Annotated in this window: 16 protein-coding genes; 3 read left to right on the forward strand and 13 right to left on the reverse strand. The window is 56.8% G+C overall.

What is annotated here, in order from left to right; genetic code table 11:
* Positions 1–9: 9 nt before the first annotated feature.
* The 11 genes from phnK to OKF39_RS02745 form a co-directional block, all read right to left on the reverse strand.
* A complete protein-coding gene (phnK, locus tag OKF39_RS02695; RefSeq protein ID WP_045261067.1) occupies positions 10–765 on the reverse strand; it encodes a phosphonate C-P lyase system protein PhnK in 756 nt (251 codons plus the stop codon).
* Entirely contained in the window at positions 762–1,607 is an 846-nt protein-coding gene (phnJ, locus tag OKF39_RS02700) for an alpha-D-ribose 1-methylphosphonate 5-phosphate C-P-lyase PhnJ (RefSeq protein ID WP_041911512.1), read from the reverse strand. The genes phnK and phnJ overlap by 4 nt, the downstream gene beginning before the upstream one ends.
* Positions 1,600–2,664 carry a carbon-phosphorus lyase complex subunit gene (locus OKF39_RS02705; RefSeq protein WP_047366877.1) on the reverse strand — a complete coding sequence of 355 codons (1,065 nt, stop codon included), beginning with the start codon at positions 2,662–2,664 and terminating at the stop codon, positions 1,600–1,602. Before OKF39_RS02705 ends, phnJ begins: the two co-directional genes overlap by 8 nt.
* Positions 2,664–3,248 carry a phosphonate C-P lyase system protein PhnH gene (gene phnH / locus OKF39_RS02710; RefSeq protein WP_045630769.1) on the reverse strand — a complete coding sequence of 195 codons (585 nt, stop codon included), beginning with the start codon at positions 3,246–3,248 and terminating at the stop codon, positions 2,664–2,666. Before phnH ends, OKF39_RS02705 begins: the two co-directional genes overlap by 1 nt.
* Entirely contained in the window at positions 3,245–3,697 is a 453-nt protein-coding gene (gene phnG, locus OKF39_RS02715; protein ID WP_028015211.1) for a phosphonate C-P lyase system protein PhnG, read from the reverse strand. Before phnG ends, phnH begins: the two co-directional genes overlap by 4 nt.
* The gene (gene phnF, locus OKF39_RS02720; RefSeq protein ID WP_047366878.1) at positions 3,698–4,423 is read right to left on the reverse strand and encodes a phosphonate metabolism transcriptional regulator PhnF; all 726 of its coding nucleotides are present in this window, start codon (positions 4,421–4,423) and stop codon (positions 3,698–3,700) included.
* Positions 4,424–4,443: 20 nt separating this feature from the next.
* Positions 4,444–5,223: a phosphonate ABC transporter, permease protein PhnE gene (gene phnE / locus OKF39_RS02725; protein ID WP_028015213.1), complete on the reverse strand. Its 780-nt coding sequence runs from the start codon at positions 5,221–5,223 to the stop codon at positions 4,444–4,446.
* Positions 5,224–5,274: 51 nt separating this feature from the next.
* Entirely contained in the window at positions 5,275–6,291 is a 1,017-nt protein-coding gene (phnD, locus tag OKF39_RS02730) for a phosphonate ABC transporter substrate-binding protein (RefSeq protein ID WP_248199819.1), read from the reverse strand.
* Between the two features lie 23 nt (positions 6,292–6,314).
* Positions 6,315–7,103, reverse strand: a complete 789-nt coding sequence (gene phnC, locus OKF39_RS02735; RefSeq protein ID WP_479983446.1) for a phosphonate ABC transporter ATP-binding protein — start codon at positions 7,101–7,103, stop codon at positions 6,315–6,317.
* 136 nt (positions 7,104–7,239) lie between these two features.
* Positions 7,240–7,677: a VOC family metalloprotein YjdN gene (gene yjdN, locus OKF39_RS02740; protein WP_028015216.1), complete on the reverse strand. Its 438-nt coding sequence runs from the start codon at positions 7,675–7,677 to the stop codon at positions 7,240–7,242.
* 81 nt (positions 7,678–7,758) lie between these two features.
* Positions 7,759–8,094, reverse strand: a complete 336-nt coding sequence (locus OKF39_RS02745) for a zinc ribbon domain-containing protein YjdM (RefSeq protein WP_047366881.1) — start codon at positions 8,092–8,094, stop codon at positions 7,759–7,761.
* A 593-nt stretch (positions 8,095–8,687) separates the two neighbouring features.
* Here OKF39_RS02745 and crfC point away from each other — a divergent pair.
* Together crfC and OKF39_RS02755 are read left to right on the forward strand one after the other, a co-directional pair.
* Positions 8,688–11,042, forward strand: a complete 2,355-nt coding sequence (gene crfC, locus OKF39_RS02750; RefSeq protein ID WP_479983447.1) for a clamp-binding protein CrfC — start codon at positions 8,688–8,690, stop codon at positions 11,040–11,042.
* Positions 11,039–11,914, forward strand: coding sequence for a diguanylate cyclase regulator RdcB family protein (locus OKF39_RS02755; RefSeq protein ID WP_028015219.1), 876 nt, complete (start codon positions 11,039–11,041; stop codon positions 11,912–11,914). Before crfC ends, OKF39_RS02755 begins: the two co-directional genes overlap by 4 nt.
* Positions 11,915–11,969: 55 nt before the next feature.
* On the opposite strand, the gene kdgT is transcribed toward OKF39_RS02755, so the two are convergent.
* Positions 11,970–12,962 (reverse strand): 2-keto-3-deoxygluconate transporter, encoded by a 993-nt coding sequence (gene kdgT / locus OKF39_RS02760; protein WP_028015220.1) that lies wholly within the window; start codon positions 12,960–12,962, stop codon positions 11,970–11,972.
* A 649-nt stretch (positions 12,963–13,611) separates the two neighbouring features.
* On the opposite strand from kdgT, the gene proP reads away from it, so the two are divergent.
* The gene (gene proP, locus OKF39_RS02765) at positions 13,612–15,114 is read left to right on the forward strand and encodes a glycine betaine/L-proline transporter ProP (protein WP_479983448.1); all 1,503 of its coding nucleotides are present in this window, start codon (positions 13,612–13,614) and stop codon (positions 15,112–15,114) included.
* A gap of 33 nt (positions 15,115–15,147) precedes the next feature.
* Here the strand turns inward: proP and OKF39_RS02770 are convergent, their stop codons facing one another.
* Positions 15,148–16,101, reverse strand: coding sequence for a nickel/cobalt transporter (locus OKF39_RS02770; protein WP_048958890.1), 954 nt, complete (start codon positions 16,099–16,101; stop codon positions 15,148–15,150).
* Positions 16,102–16,288: the final 187 nt, after the last annotated feature.

The raw sequence follows: 16,288 nt of genomic DNA on the forward strand, positions 1-16,288 counted from the left end.
GTTGGCCTCTCAATTCTGTAATACCGAGGACACCAGCAGCTGGGTGTATGGATGATGCGGGTCGTCGAGCACGCGGTCGGTCAGCCCACTTTCCACCACCTGACCCTGCTTCATCACCAGCAGGCGGTCCGCCAGCAGGCGCGCAACGCCCAGATCGTGGGTGACAATCACCACCGCCAGGTTCAGCTCCACCACCAGGCCGCGCAGCAGGTCGAGCAGGCGGGCCTGCACGGAGACGTCCAGCCCGCCGGTGGGTTCATCCATAAACACCAGCTTTGGATGGGTGACCAGATTGCGGGCAATTTGCAAACGCTGCTGCATACCGCCGGAAAAGGTGGTTGGCAGGTCGTCAATGCGCGAGGCGGGGATCTCCACCTCCTCCAGCCAGTGCTGTGCGGTGGCGCGGATGTTGCCGTAGTGGCGCGCGCCGGTGGCCATCAGCCGTTCGCCGATATTGCCTCCCGCCGACACCTGACGGCGCAGGCCGTCCATCGGGTGCTGATGCACCACGCCCCACTCGGTGCGCAGCAGGCGACGGCGCTCGGCCTCGCTTATGTCGTAGAGGGAGCGTCCCTGATACAGGATCTCGCCGTGTTGCGGCGTCAGGCGCGCGGAGATGGACTTCAGCAGGGTGGTTTTGCCGGAGCCGGACTCGCCGACAATGCCCAGCACTTCGCCCGGCCACAGCTCGAACGACACGTCGCTGAAGCCTTTTCCCGGCGCATAAAGGTGGGTCAGGTTATTAACCGAAAGCAGCGGTTTCATTGGCCGTTCGCCTCGCTCTGTTGGCGGCAGTAATCGGTGTCGGAGCAGACAAACATCCGTTTGCCCGTATCGTCCAGCACCACTTCATCGAGATAGCTGTGTTTGGATCCGCAGATGGCGCACGGCTCGTCCCACTCCTGCACCGTAAACGGGTGATCGTCGAAATCCAGGCTTTCGACACGCGTATACGGCGGTACCGCGTAGATGCGTTTTTCACGTCCGGCACCAAAGAGTTGCAGGGCAGGCATCATGTCCATCTTCGGGTTATCGAATTTTGGGATCGGCGACGGGTCCATGACGTAGCGCCCGTTGACCTTCACCGGGTAGGCGTAGGTGGTGGCGATATGGCCGAAGCGGGCGATGTCTTCATACAGTTTGACCTGCATGATCCCGTACTCTTCCAGCGCGTGCATGGTGCGGGTCTCGGTTTCGCGCGGCTCGATAAAGCGCAGCGGCTCCGGGATCGGCACCTGGAAAATCAGAATCTGATCTTCCGTCAGCGGAGTCTCCGGAATGCGGTGGCGGGTCTGGATCAGCGTCGCGTCTTCGGTTTTTTCGGTGGTGTTGACGCCCGTCACGCGCTTAAAGAAGTTGCGGATCGACACGGCGTTGGTGGTATCGTCCGCGCCCTGGTCGATAACCTTCAGCACGTCCGCTTCGCCAATCACGCTGGCGGTGATCTGAATGCCGCCCGTGCCCCAGCCGTACGGCATCGGCATTTCACGGCCACCAAACGGCACCTGATAGCCCGGAATAGCCACCGCTTTTAAAATGGCGCGGCGGATCATGCGTTTAGTTTGCTCATCCAGATAGGCAAAGTTGTAGCCGCTTAAGTTAGCCATTGGCGCGCTCCCGTTGCAGGCGTTTCAGCAGTTCCAGTTCGGCCTGGAAATCGACGTAGTGCGGCAGCTTGAGGTGCGAGACAAAGCCTGCGGCCTCGACGTTGTCCGCGTGGGCCAGCACGAACTCTTCGTCCTGCGCCGGGCCGGCAATGTGCTCGCCGTAGTCCGGCGCCTGCAGGGCGCGGTCAACCAGCGCCATCGCCATCGCCTTGCGCTCGCCGAGGCCAAACACCAGCCCGTAGCCGCGGGTAAAATGCGGGTCTTCATTCTCTGGCGCGACGAAACCGTTGACCATTTCGCACTCGGTCATCAGCAGTTCGCCGACGTTCACCGCAAAACCCAGCTCTTCCGGCACGATTTCGACGTCGAGATAGCCGCTGCGGATCTCTGCCGCGAACGGGTGGTTGCGCCCGTAGCCGCGCTGTGTGGAGTAGGCCAGCGCCAGCAGATACCCTTCGTCGCCGCGCATCAGCTGTTGCAGGCGGGACGAGCGTGAGCACGGGTAGACCGGCGGCGTGCGGGTGACGTCGTCCGGCGTGGCGCCAGTGTCTTCTTCCGCTTTCGCCAGCCCCTGGTTTGCCAGCAGGCTGAAGACGTGCGGAGACGGTTCCTGTTCGACGTCTGAAGTGCTGAGCGTTGGGGCTTCGCCGTTCGCCAGCAGCGTGAAGTCCAGCAGACGATGGGTGTAGTCGTAAGTCGGGCCAAGCAGCTGGCCGCCGGGAATGTCTTTATAAACGGCAGAGATTCGGCGCTCCAGGCGCATTTCCGCCGTGTTCACCGGCTCGCTGACTGCCAGACGGGGAACGGTGGTGCGCCAGGCACGCAGCAGGAAGATGGCTTCCACGTTATCGCCGCTGGCCTGCTTCAGCGCCAGCGCTGCAAGCTCGCGGTCAGCAACGCCGCCCTCGGTCATCACGCGGTCAACCGCGAGGTTAAGCTGTTGCTCAATCTGGGCGACGCTCAGCTCGGGAAGCTTTTCATTGCCCCGTCGTCTGCGCGCCTGCAGCGCATGGGCGGCTGCGATCGCCTTTTCGCCTCCTTTGACGGCTACGTACATCAGCACACCTCCACGTGGGTAGTCCGCGGGATTGCCAGCAGGCGCTCGCCGCAGGTCAGGATCAGGTCAATGCCGAGCGGGAACGGGTGCGGGCGCTCGGTCAGCTCATGGATGATGCACTCCGGTAGCTGAGGCGCGACCATCCGCTCGTCGGCGATGCCTGCGCCCGTCAGGCGAAGCATGCGGCCACCGCTCAGGCTGGAGACCTGCAAAATCAGCGTGGCGCTGGTTTCCGGTGCGACGGCGCTGCCTTCGCTCAGGGCGTTAAGCTGTTCATGGCTGATCTGTTCGTCGGCGACGGCAAAGACCGCCTGCTGGGGCTGATCGACCAGCGGCGCGCTGGTGTGAAAGCGCAGGTTCTGGCTGGCGATATCGTTCAGCAATGCGCCTGACAGCCATACCGGGGTGTCGTTGTCCGCCAGCGTCAGCAGCACGCTGGTGGAGGCGAGGTTCAGCGGCAGCCAGCCCTGCGAGAGCTGGTGCAAGGAGACAATCACCCCCGGCTCGCTCATGGCCTTCAGCAGGCGACGGAAACTCTGTTGGGCATCCTGGACGGCCAGGGTAAAAGCAGGTTGAAGCGTCATGCGTTGTCTCCGCGAACGAGCGTAAAGAAGTCGACCCGGCTGGTGTTCACTTCGGCCTGACGCGCGGCAAGGCGTGCGGCGCGGTCGGCTTCCAGCGGGGCAATAAGGGTTTCCATTAACGTCTGGAAATGCGGGTGTTCCTGTAAAAGCGCGTCGATCACCGCGCAGCGCTCGGCGTGCGTTTTGTCTCGCCCAAGTACGTAGCTATAACCCAGCGTGCCGCTGTTAAGGCGGATAGCCGCGCGGGTGAGGGTGGCATCGCCGGCGAAGAAGCGCTCGCCGGTGCCGCCCATGCGTGCCTGGATCTGCACCAGGCCGATCTCCGGCGCGCGGATCGTGTCGTAGTCCGGCGTCAGGCCGAGTGCGTTCATGCGGGCGGCCAGCGCAGCAGGCTGGCTATGGGCCAGCACGCGCATCCAGCGCTGTCGGGTGGAGGTGTCGAAGTGCATTCAGTGCTCCATGGTGAATTCAATCATGTCGGCGCGGGTCAGGCTGACGGAGTATTCCGTCGCGTTAATCTCGCCGTCACGGTGGTTGAGGGTGCGCACGCAGAGCAGCGGGGCCATATTGGGGATCTCCAGCACCTTGCTCTCTTTCGCCTGCGCGCGGCGGGCGCTGATGCGCGTCTGGGTGCGTTTGAGCGCGATACCCGTCGCGTCCTGAAGGAAATCATGCAGGGAACCGCTGGCGAAATGTTGCAGCACGGGCCAGAGGGCCAGGTCCGCGAAGTAGTGGTCAATCTGGCAGACCGCCACGCCGTTGACCCGGCGCAACGTACGCAGGTGTACGACGTTGTCACCCTCCTGAATCCCGAGCGCGTCCGCCACGTGGCGGGAGGCCGGGCGCAGTACCGAGAGCAGCTTTTCGCTGGTCGGATGGCTACCCTGATCCAGCAGGTTCTGGCTAAAACGCGCCTGGGCGTTGAGTGGGTAGTCAAACGGGCGCATCAGCACCAGCACGCCGACGCCCTGACGGCGCTGGACCCAGCCGCGCTCCACCAGCTGGTCAATGGCGCGGCGCAGGGTATGGCGGTTCACTTCGTAGCGGTCGGCAAGCTGCTGCTCGGCGGGCAGGTAGTCACCGCAGCGGTAATGCGTGCGCAGCTCCACTTCGAGCCTGGCCGCAATCTCTTGCCAGCGGGTAGGGTAACTGGTCGGATGTCTGGATAAGTGCATACCAATCAAAGCCTCGCTAATCAGATGAAGTGCTTACGCAAGCGTTGAGAGAGGAAATCCAGCAGGCTGACGGTGACGATGATGAGCACCATCAGGGCGCAGGTTTGCTGGAACTGGAAACCGCGAATCGCTTCCCACAGGGTGACGCCAATCCCGCCTGCGCCCACCATACCGACTACGGTGGCGGAGCGAACGTTGGACTCGAAGCGGTACAGCGAGTAGGAGATCAGCAGCGGCATCACCTGCGGCAGGACGCCGTAGAGGATCTCTTCGATTTTGTTGGCGCCGGTTGCGCGAATACCTTCCACCGGGCCGGGCTCGATGGCTTCGACCGCTTCCGAGAGCAGCTTGGAGAGCACGCCGGTGGTGTGGATGAACAGTGCCATCACGCCGGCGAACGGACCCAGGCCAACGGCGACCACGAACAGCATCGCAAAGACCATTTCGTTGATGGCGCGACAGGCGTCCATCAGGCGACGCATCGGCTGGTAAACCCACCACGGTACGATGTTCTCGGCGCTCATCAGGCCGAACGGAATGGAGAGAACGACGGCGAGGGCGGTGCCCCAGACGGCGATTTGCAGGGTGATCGCCATTTCGCTGAGGTAGTCCTGCCACTGGCTGAAATCCGGCGGGAAGAAGTCGGCGGCGAAGGTCGCCATGTTGCCGGAATCTTTGAAGAGCAGCAGCGGATCCATCTCCGCGCCCTTCCAGGAGATAACGAGTACCGCCAGCAGGATGGCCCAGCTTATGAGCGAGAACCAGCTGCGCTTCGGCGGCGGGAGGGTGATGGTTTGCATGTTGGCTCCTTAATCTGTTCTCCCTCTCCCCCAAGGGAGAGGGGACTTGTGTTACTGCACCGCTTTATTCACGCTCGTCATCGCACCCAGCGCGGCGGTCAGGCGGTCGAGGTCTTCCAGCTGGGCCTGGATTTCAGAGACTTTGCTGGTCTTCTCCTCTTCCTTCAGCCCTTTGTTGTCCTTCACGGCCTGCATCTGCTTAAACAGCGCCAACTGGCGAATCGGGACCAGCTGCAGATCGCTGGACGCGCGGAACGGTGCCCAGCCCAGACGTTCCAGAACCGCTTTCTCTTCCGGCGTTTTGCCGTAGTTCATAAAGAAGTCGTAGACCTTGTCCTTGGTGCTTTCGGAGATATTTTTGCGCCAGACGATCGGGTCGCCGGGGATCAGCGGGGATTTCCAGATGACCTTCAGCTCTTTCAGCTTGTCAGGCGCGGAAGTTTTCAGCTTGTCGAGGTTTTCGGTGTTGTTGGTGGCAACGTCCACCTGCTTGTTCGCCACGGCCAGCGCGTTGGTTTCGTGGCTGGCGTTTACGGTGCGCTTAAAGTCGCTGGCGGAGATGTTGTTTTTCGCGAAGACGTAGTAGCCAGGGACGAGGAAGCCGGAGGTGGAGTTCGGATCGCCGTTGCCAAAGGTCAGATCTTTGCGTTTGGCGATCATGTCGTTGAGGTTGTTGATCGGGCTGTCTTTGTTCACGATCAGCACGCTCCAGTATCCTGGAGAACCATCTGCCGCAACGGTCTGGGCAAAGACCTGACCGTTGGCGCGGTCCACCGCTTCCATGGCGGAAAGGTTGCCGTACCAGGCGATGTCCACTTTGTTAAAGCGCATCCCCTGGATGATGCCCGCGTAGTCCGGGGCGAAGAAGGCGTTCACTTTGATCCCCAGTTTGGTTTCCATATCTTTCAGGAACGGTTCCCACTGCGGCTTCAGGTTTTGCTGTGATTCCGTTGAAATGATGCCAAAGTTCAACGCTTTTTCCTGCTCTTCGGCGTACGCCGGGCTTAACAGGGTGCTGATGCTGAACATGCTGGTGAAGGCCAGCGCGGCAACGGCTTTGTAGTTCATTTCCATTCCTCGTTATCGGGGCGTTAAGCAGCCTGCGCGCGTTCTTCGACGCGGTTTACGCTGCGGTAGAGATGGTCAAAACGTTCGTTATCAAACAGATGGCTGGCGCCATCGAAGAACACGTGGCCCTGACGCAGGGCGACGATGCGCTCGCAGTAGCGCAGGGCGTAATCCACCGGATGCAGCGTCACCACCACGGTGATGCCGTCGTTCTGGTTGATGTCGCGCAGGGTTTCCATCACGATGCGGGCTGACTCCGGATCCAACGAGGCGATGGGCTCATCGGCGAGAATGATTTTGGCTTTCTGCATCAGGGCGCGGGCGATAGCGACGCGCTGCTGCTGCCCGCCAGACAGCGTGGACACGCGCTGGTGGGCGAAGTGCGCCATGCCGACGCGGGTCAGCGCCTGTAAGGCTTCCTGCTTCTGTGATGGGGAGAACCAGCGCAGGCAGGTGCGCCAGAACGGGGTGCTGCCGAGCGCGCCAATCAGCACGTTCTCCAGCACCGTCAGGCGGTTCACCAGGTTGAACTGCTGAAAGATGTAGCCCGTCCGGGCGCGGCTTTTGCGAATATCGCTCGCCAGACGGCCCGCATGCTGCACGGTGTTACCCAGCAGCTCGACGCGGCTTTCCGGCGCTTTATCGCAGGTAATAAGGCCACTTAAGTGACGCAGAAGGGTGGATTTTCCTGAACCGGACGGCCCCAGCAGCGCCACCATTTCGCCCTGCTGGACGGTCAGATCAACGGCATGCAGCGCCTTGTTGTGATTGAAGGTCTTGCTCAGTTTCTCGACGCGGATGACAGTGTGCATGTGCTGGGCCTCACGATAAATGTGGCCTCATGCTGGCGCATCAATATGACATTTGGGTTAAGTGCAGGTTGCGGGAGTTTGAAGAGTTGAGGGGAGTTTGATGACAGGCGGAGGCAGACCGCCTACCGCCCGAAAATTAGTGCTGCTGCTTAACGACGTTAATCATCCACGGCACGCCGTACTTGTCGGTGACCTTACCGAAGCCGTGCGCCCAGAAGGTTTCCTGCCAGGCCATGTCGATATTCCCGCCATCGGCAAGGTTGTCGAACCAGCGCTTGCCTTCTGACACATCCTGCGTGTCGAGCACCAGCGTGAAGCCCGCGTACTGTGCGCTGCTGCCCGGCGGCAGCCCGTCGCTCATCATGATATCGCTGCCCGCAATGCGAACGTTGGAGTGAGCGATAGCCGAATCCGGAAACTGCATGCCGGACGGACAGCCTTCTTCGCTGTTATCGCTTTTTGGCATTTCGCCGAAGGTGATTTTATAGAGGAGTTCTGCGCCGACGGCCTGCTGATAGAAGGCGGTAGCCTCTGCACAGTTGCCGGCAAAAGAGATGTAGGGACTTAACGGCATAATCTGTACCTCACGTAAGAAAAGCCCGTTAAGTGTAGTTCCCGAAAGCCCGGTAAGCGAAGCGCTACCGGGCGGGTTAAATCAGTTCTTTTTCACGAACTCAGATTTCAGTTTCATCGGACCGAAGCCGTCAATTTTGCAATCGATATTATGATCGCCTTCCACCAGACGGATATTCTTCACTTTGGTGCCGATCTTAAGCATGGAAGAGCTGCCTTTCACCTTAAGATCTTTCACCACGGTGACGCTGTCGCCATCCGCCAGCAGATTACCGTTGGCATCTTTGACGATCAGCGCATCAGCGTCCTGCGCTGGCTCGGCATCATTCCATTCGTGTGCACATTCCGGGCAGATGAACATGCCATTATCTTCGTATGTGTATTCAGAATTGCATTTTGGGCAGTGTGGGAGTTGCATGTCGGTATCCTCAAAAGTGTTAACGCGCTGGAAAGTGCCAGCTAAATGACGGCAGAGTGCCGAAAAAGGCGGCAAGTATAACGCAAATCCACACTTTTGTCGGTGCTATTGTGAATTTAAAAAACGCAGAAAATGTGTTGCGAGTGACACTTACTGTCAGTCAGCTAAGCGATGCTAACGTCATTAACACGGTGGAAAGAGAAGTCGCTAAATATATCGAATATTTTATTGCGGCAAATTGCTACGCACCTTCATTTCGGATAAGGTGAAGCAACGCATTGTTATTTATCTTCGAACTTTACTGCCATGCATTTCTTATGTTGGCGGCCTATCCCTCTCTTTTTAGGTGGGTAAATAATGATGATATATCCTGAAGCTTCTTAAAATGGGCCAGGCTTTTTATCTTTTGGCTTTCAGGCCTTGAGGAGAGCTTTACACGCCATGCAGGGATAGCCATTTATTTCTGATTATCTTCAATTAGTTATATTTTGGTGAACATGTTTTCCACACGTGATCATATAAGCCTGAACATCATAATTAATACAAGTGGCTTAATAAAAGTAATAAATTTGCGTTAAGGAAAGGCTTTTATCATGCACACACAGACCATTTTTGAATTAAGTCAGGAAGCTGAGCGTTTGTTACAGCTTGCCCTGCAAAATCTCGATACCCTGAAATCAATGCCGACAGCGAAGCTGGAGAGCACGACGGCTGCTATTACAGGTGAAAAGAACAACGTGCTGCCTTTGCATTTTAGTGCGCGAGGCGTCGAAGCGCAGCTGGCAACGCTGAATAATGAATTACGCAAAATAACACGTCTGGAAATGGTTCTGGCTATCGTTGGCACGATGAAAGCGGGGAAATCGACCACCATTAATGCCATTGTGGGTACCGAAGTGTTGCCGAACCGCAACCGCCCAATGACGGCGCTGCCTACGCTGATCCGTCATACGCCAGGTCAGAAAGAGCCGGTGCTCCACTTCTCACATGTCTCTCCTATTGATGATTTGATTCACCTGCTGCAGAAAAAGCTTGGCGATTACGATCGCGGCAAGCTGGCTCTGCAACTGGAAATTGATAAGGACATGAATACGCTGCTGGAGCGTATTGAGAAAGGCGAGGCCTTTGAAAAGCATCATCTCGGGGCGCAGCCAATATTTCATTGCCTGAAAAGTCTCAATGACCTGGTGAGGCTCTCCCAGGCGCTGGGCGTGGCGTTTCCGTTCTCTGAATACGCGGCCATCGAACATATTCCGGTGATTGAAGTGGAGTTCGTGCATCTTGCGGGTCTGGATGCGCACCTCGGGCAACTGACACTGCTCGATACCCCCGGCCCCAATGAGGCCGGACAACCGCATCTGCAAAAAATGCTTAGCGAACAGCTAGCCCGCGCGTCGGCGGTGCTGGCGGTGATGGATTATACCCAGCTTAAATCTATTTCTGATGAAGAGGTTCGTCAGGCTATTTCGGTTGCGGGGAAATCAGTGCCTCTGTATGCGCTGGTGAATAAATTCGACCAGAAGGATCGCAATAGCGACGATGAAGAGCAGGTCAGGGCGATGATCTCCGGTACCTTAATGAAAGGCACTATTTCGCCTGGCCAGATCTACCCTGTTTCCTCTATGTGGGCGTATCTGGCAAACCGCGCCCGCAACGAGATGAATGCCCGTGGACGCCTGCCGGATCATCAGGAGCAGCCCTGGGTGCAGGATTTTGCCGAAGCCGCACTCGGACGCCGCTGGCGTTCGGCGGACCTGGACGATATAAACCATATCCGTCACGCAGCCGATTTGCTCTGGGAAGATTCGCTGTTTGAACAGCCGATACGCAAACTGATTTACGCCGCCTATGCCAATGCCTCGCTATTCGCGCTGCGCTCGGCCTCGCATAAGCTGCTCAACTACGCGCAAAATGCCCGGGAGTATCTCGACTTCCGCTATCAGGGGCTGACGGTGGCCTTTGAGGGGCTGGAACTGAACATCGCGCGTCTTGAAGAGGATATGGCGCTGCTGCAGACGCGCCAGAGCGCGGTGAGCGATGAGGTGAAACATGAAGTTGACCAGGCGCTGAACGCGACCGCGGACTTTATGGAGGCCGAAAAATCGGCGCTTCACCAGGCAGTGGGCCATGTTTTCAGCCCTCAAAATATTCTTGATTTGGCAGGCGTTGAGCGGCTGAATCGCCGCAGTGACAAACTGCAAGAGCGGGAACCGCTGGTTCTGGATGATGAAGGTCAGGCGCAGATCGTCCTGAGTAAAATTCGCTCCTCCTGTGAACTCATCATGCTGGATGCGCAGACAAAAATCGCCCGGGAGCTGGCGTTACGCTTCGATCAGCTGGAATCTACGCTGGCGCGCTCGCTGAATGACGCTATCCGCCCCATTGAAACGCGTATAAAAGAGCATCTGAGCCATGCCGGCTTCCGGGCGCGGATCAGCTTCCCCGCTTTTCAGGCAAACCAGCTTGACTTCAATACGCGGGCACTGTTTAACGATGCCATTGCACAGGATAACCGCCCGGCAGGTCAACTTTCCGCCGGGAGCAGTATGCGTGAAACCGTTTCGCGTTGGCTCAATAATCCGGGCTGGGGCTGGGATGAGTACGTGGTCACGCGCACGCACTATGTTATCGACATTGCGCAACTGCATGACAAATTTAAGCAACATATTGATCAGTTTTGTGAACAAATACGTAAAGCTTTGTCCGCGCAGGTCGATGTCTCTGTTACGGCCGGAATGGCGACGTTCTTTGCAGAATTTTCGTTATGCCTGACCGGGTTACAGGAAAGCTTGCGTGATAGCCTCGCAGTGCGTCAACAAAATGAGCATTCAACCCGAGCGCTCAGCCAGCTGTTGAAGCAAAGCATTACAACTGCGACGTGGATTCAGGAAGATACCCGACTGTTACGCGATGACATTCAAACTCTATTCGCAGCAGAGCAACCATGACAACACAGCTACTGGACGGTCCCGGGCGGACGCTGGAGTGTATTCATCCCAGGTTTATGGTCGATCTTGTGCAGGGCGTGGACGCGGCGCGCCATCCCCATCTGGGGCCGCAGCAGCTGCAGTTTCGCGAACGTTTGACTCAGGAGATCATGACGCATACCCGGCTACGGCCCTGGGCGATGGCGGGAATGCTTAACGAGAACGCGGCCCTGCGCCTGGGGCTGGCGGAAAAACTCGCCGGCATGTTGGATCCAGGCCATCTTGCGCTGACGCTGATGGCCGATAAACTGACTGCACTGTGCCAGCAGGCTCACCTGCGCGCTCAGCCATCTCCCGGCCTGCTTGAACAGTATGCGGAGCTCTCCTCTCATTTTACCCAACGTGCCGCCTATAAAGAAAAGGCGCTGACCCAGCGTGGACTGACGGTACAGGCGGGCGAGCACAGTGAACAAATTTTCACCCGCTGGCGAGCCGGTCACTATGATGGCTGGTCTTTGGCCGGGCGCTGCTTCATTGTTCTGGAAGAGCTGCGTTGGGGAGCATTTGGCGATGCCTGCCGTCTGGCGAACAACGATGTGTCGGCCATGCTCAAGGATAATTTACGCAGCATGGCCGCCAACTACCTCGCGCAGGGCATTAATGCGTCTCCCACAACGCGCCATTTCTATCATCAATGGCTGACCACACCCGCTTCGGCGGGTTTAATCGATCACAAAGACATGCTGGGCTGGCTGGGCGACTGGTGTCAGGCGGATATACACCCGGTGAGTTGGTCAGTGACGCAAAACTGGCAGACCGTCGCGCTGGGTATGCCGAGGCTGTGTTCGGCAAAACGGCTGGTGGATGCGATGGTGGAAGAGATTTTTGGTTGAACCCCTCATCCTGACCCTCTCCCCCCAGGGGAGAGAGGATGGCTGGCGCGGTGTGTTAGTGATTCATTTCTATCGGTTTCGGTTCAGGCGGGATCTCTTGCACATTTCCGTAGCGTTTCGCGTATAGCGCCGTGATGATGGGCACCAGGATTGCGGTGACAATCACGCTGGCGGCAACCAGTGCCGTTGCGGACGCGGCCACCGGTTCGAAGGCCGGGTTAATCTGGGCGATAATCACCGGGTTTGCAACGGCAGCGCCTGCGGCTGAAGAGGCGGCGACGCCCGCCGTGCCGTTTCCTCCCCCGATTACGCGGTCAGCAATGATCAGCGGAATACCGGTGATGATGATAACCGCGACACCCAGCACAATCCCCAGCAGTCCCGTATCCAGAATCACGTTCAGGTTGATGGTATTACCCAGCGCAAAGCCAAAGAATGGGATCAGCACCGGCGTGGCTTTGCTGAAGAAATCACGCAGATCGTGATCCAGATTGCCCAGCGCGAAGCCGATCAGGAATGGCAGGATCGCGCCGACAAAATGATGGGGCTCAAAAGAAGCCAGGCCAGCGGACCCCAGGATCAGCATCGTCATGAGCGGGCCGGACTCCAGAGACATCAAAACAAACGCGCCGGACTCCTCTTTCGTTCCGTACTGGTTCATCAGGCTGGCATACAGCCCGCCGTTGGTCATGTCCATCGCCGAGACAATCGCCAGGACGGATAACCCGGCGAAGAAACCGGTCTGAATTCCATTTTCAGGAATGAACATCGCGCATATCATTGCGACCACCCAGGCAACCGCTATTTTGGTTATCACCAGCGTTCCGGATTTGCGTAATACGGTACCGGTTGCCCGCAAATTAATGGATGCGCCGATACAAAAGAACCAGACCGCCAGGATGGGAACGGTACCCGTAATCATCCCCTTTGTGAAACCACCAAAATAAGCCCCGGTTTCAGGTGCTAATGTATTCAGAATAGCACCGAGTACCAGCGGCACCAGCATCATACCACCCGGTATGCGTTCTATCGTGGCTTTAATCTTCATCTCTAACCCTCACAATTTCGCCTCTCATGGTGAGCGGCAGGTGCGAATAAAAAAATCAATAAATTCAATTTGATGAAGGGTGCTCTTGATGATTGGTTTGTGATAACCCTGCACCGAAATTCAGTTAGCGCTCTCGTTTCCTCTCGTCAGAAAACATGCGTCGCTATGTTTCAGGAATTATCATGCGATCGATGGAATATTGATTCAATGAAAATAAAACGGTGTTTTAGTTATCTTCATCACATATTGAATGTAAACTTTACGGCGCGTTGTGAGAGCTGAAAATTTATGTAAATCTCTTGTAAAAAATATGGCTTTTTATTCTGTTGGGAAAAGAAAAAGGATGAGGGCGAAAATGAGGGCTCTGGAAGGTTGAGAAAGTACTTATTTGCGGTAGTTGACAAAAACTGTCTTCACCTGACGCAGTATAAATATATGTGTGAAGTTGATCACAAATATAAACGCTGGTAGGGTAAAAAGGTCATTAACTGCCCAGACAGGCGTCAACAGGTTCGGTTGTATCGACGGTAAACGTCAATGTAAGTAAACCTGCTACGCTTGAAGATGGAGGTTCGCACGGAGCGGATCTCGGGTTCACAGATTGCGAGTTGGCTGTGGAACGGACAGGGCTAAGTCTACGAGGAAAGCTATGCTAAGAAGGAAAAAGGTTAAACCCATTACGCTTCGCGACGTCACCATTATTGATGACGCTAAACTGCGTAAAGCGATCACCGCCGCCTCGCTCGGTAATGCGATGGAATGGTTCGATTTCGGTGTCTACGGCTTTGTTGCCTATGCATTAGGTAAAGTGTTCTTCCCCGGTGCTGACCCTAGCCTGCAGATGATTGCCGCGCTGGGTACATTCTCCGTTCCTTTCCTGATCCGCCCGCTGGGTGGTCTGTTCTTCGGTATGCTCGGTGACAAATACGGTCGCCAGAAAATACTCGCTATCACCATTGTCATTATGTCGATCAGTACGTTCTGTATCGGCCTAATACCCTCCTATGCCACGATCGGCATCTGGGCACCTATTCTGCTGTTGCTCTGTAAGATGGCGCAGGGCTTCTCCGTCGGGGGCGAGTATACCGGGGCGTCGATCTTCGTCGCGGAGTATTCTCCTGACCGTAAGCGCGGCTTTATGGGCAGCTGGCTGGACTTCGGTTCGATTGCCGGGTTCGTGATGGGCGCGGGCGTCGTGGTTCTGATTTCAACCGTGGTCGGTGAGGAGAACTTCCTCGACTGGGGCTGGCGTATCCCGTTCTTTATCGCGCTCCCGCTGGGTATTATCGGTCTTTACCTGCGACATGCGCTGGAAGAGACACCTGCGTTCCAGCAGCACGTTGAGAAACTGGAGCAGGGCGACCGCGAAGGGCTGCAGGACGGCCCGAAAGTGTCCTTTAAAGAGATCGCGACAAAGCACTGGCGCAGCCTGCTGACCTGTATTGGTCTGGTGATTTCCACCAACGTCACTTACTACATGCTGCTGACCTACATGCCGAGCTATCTGTCGCATAACCTGCACTACTCGGAAGATCACGGCGTGCTGATTATTATCGCCATCATGGTGGGTATGCTGTTTGTACAGCCGATTATGGGTCTGCTGAGCGACCGCTTTGGCCGTCGACCGTTTATCATCCTGGGTAGCGTAGCGCTGTTCGCGCTGGCGATCCCGGCGTTTATTCTGATCAACAGTAACGTGCTGGGTCTGATTTTCGCGGGTCTGCTGATGCTGGCGGTGATCCTGAACTGCTTTATCGGGGTGATGGCATCCACATTACCTGCGATGTTCCCGACGCACATTCGTTATAGTGCGCTGGCGGCGGCGTTCAACATCTCCGTTCTGATTGCCGGCCTGACGCCTACGCTTGCCGCCTCTCTGGTGGAAAGCACGCAGAACCTGATGATGCCAGCCTACTACCTGATGGTTATTGCGGTAGTCGGCCTGGCGACCGGCCTGAACATGAAGGAGACGGCGAACCGTCCTCTGAAAGGGGCGACGCCTGCGGCATCTGATATTCAGGAAGCGAAAGAAATCCTGCGCGAGCACTACGATAACGTTGAGCAAAAAATTGAGGATATCGACGCAGAGATTGAAGAGCTGCAGAAGAAACGCTCCCGTCTTGTTGATCAACATCCACGCATTAACGAGTAATAAAGAAACCCGCCAACGGCGGGTTTTCTTTTATTAGCATCCGGCGGCGATGTAGTCGCCGTTGGCGCTAATGGGGATGACGGTCAGGAACAGGACGGTCGCGAACAGGATCAGGATGATACCTCCGGCAATTTTAACTGCCGGCACCAGCCATCTGAACGCGCTATCTCCCCCGAACCATGCCACCGTGCGTTCACGGGCATAACGAACCGCCAGTGATAGCCCCATAATAGAGAGTGCCGTTCCTAAAGACATGGTCATAACGGCCGCCATTCCCCAGGTGACAATGCCCAGCGCGTTCGAAAACATCAGAATCATGATCGCACCGCTGCACGGACGTGCGCCAATCGCCAGAATGACGCCCAGACGCGTTTTCCAGTCACCTTGTGTCAGATCTGCGCCCACGCCGTGATGACCACAGCCACAGTGTTCATCGTGCTGATGAAGGGGAGTGATGGCTGAGATCCTCATTCTTTGAGGCCGCAGGCTTTTCAGCGCCTGGTAAATGATGAAAGCACCAAACGCGCCAATCAGCACGGCGCTTATCTTCTCGACATACCAGCGGCTGGTGCTGATATCCCCTGACGCGAGGTTAAATCCTACTGCCAGAATAAAGACAAACAGAATGGCGCTGACGCCCTGCATCAGGCTGCCAAGAAAGGGAACGGTGCGTGCGGCCAGTTCGCTCTCCTTATTTGTGCTCAGGTAGGTTGTCACGATGAACTTCCCGTGCCCCGGCCCGATGGCGTGAAGGACGCCATAAAAGAAAGCGCCTGTTAAGAGCCATAATCCACCGCTGTACTGGTTGTTATTAAGCTGCAGGAGATACATCACCAGATAACGGTGCAGCGTAATCTGCGTGGCAAGGCACCACTGGATAAAGGCGTTCCAGTGCGTATGCAGCGTAAAAGCGGCGAAGAGGATGGTCAGCAGCATCAATCCGGCCGTAGGGAGGCGCCAGTCGCGAGGCAGGCGTTGTGTATTCATCAGGGGGAGCTCTGCGGAGAAGAATATTTGCCGCTAGTATAGTTGATCTTCTCTTTCAGTTCGCAGGATCGCATCAGGATCTTGCTGTAATTGTGGATAAGTCTGTGCGTAAAAGGGTATAAAGCGGGGTTTTGCTGGGGAATGCAGCAGTCAGTCATTTTTTTGCAACTTTTCTGTTGCGGGCTGC

This window comes from Enterobacter cloacae complex sp. HYC042_NIDB, assembly GCF_056673315.1.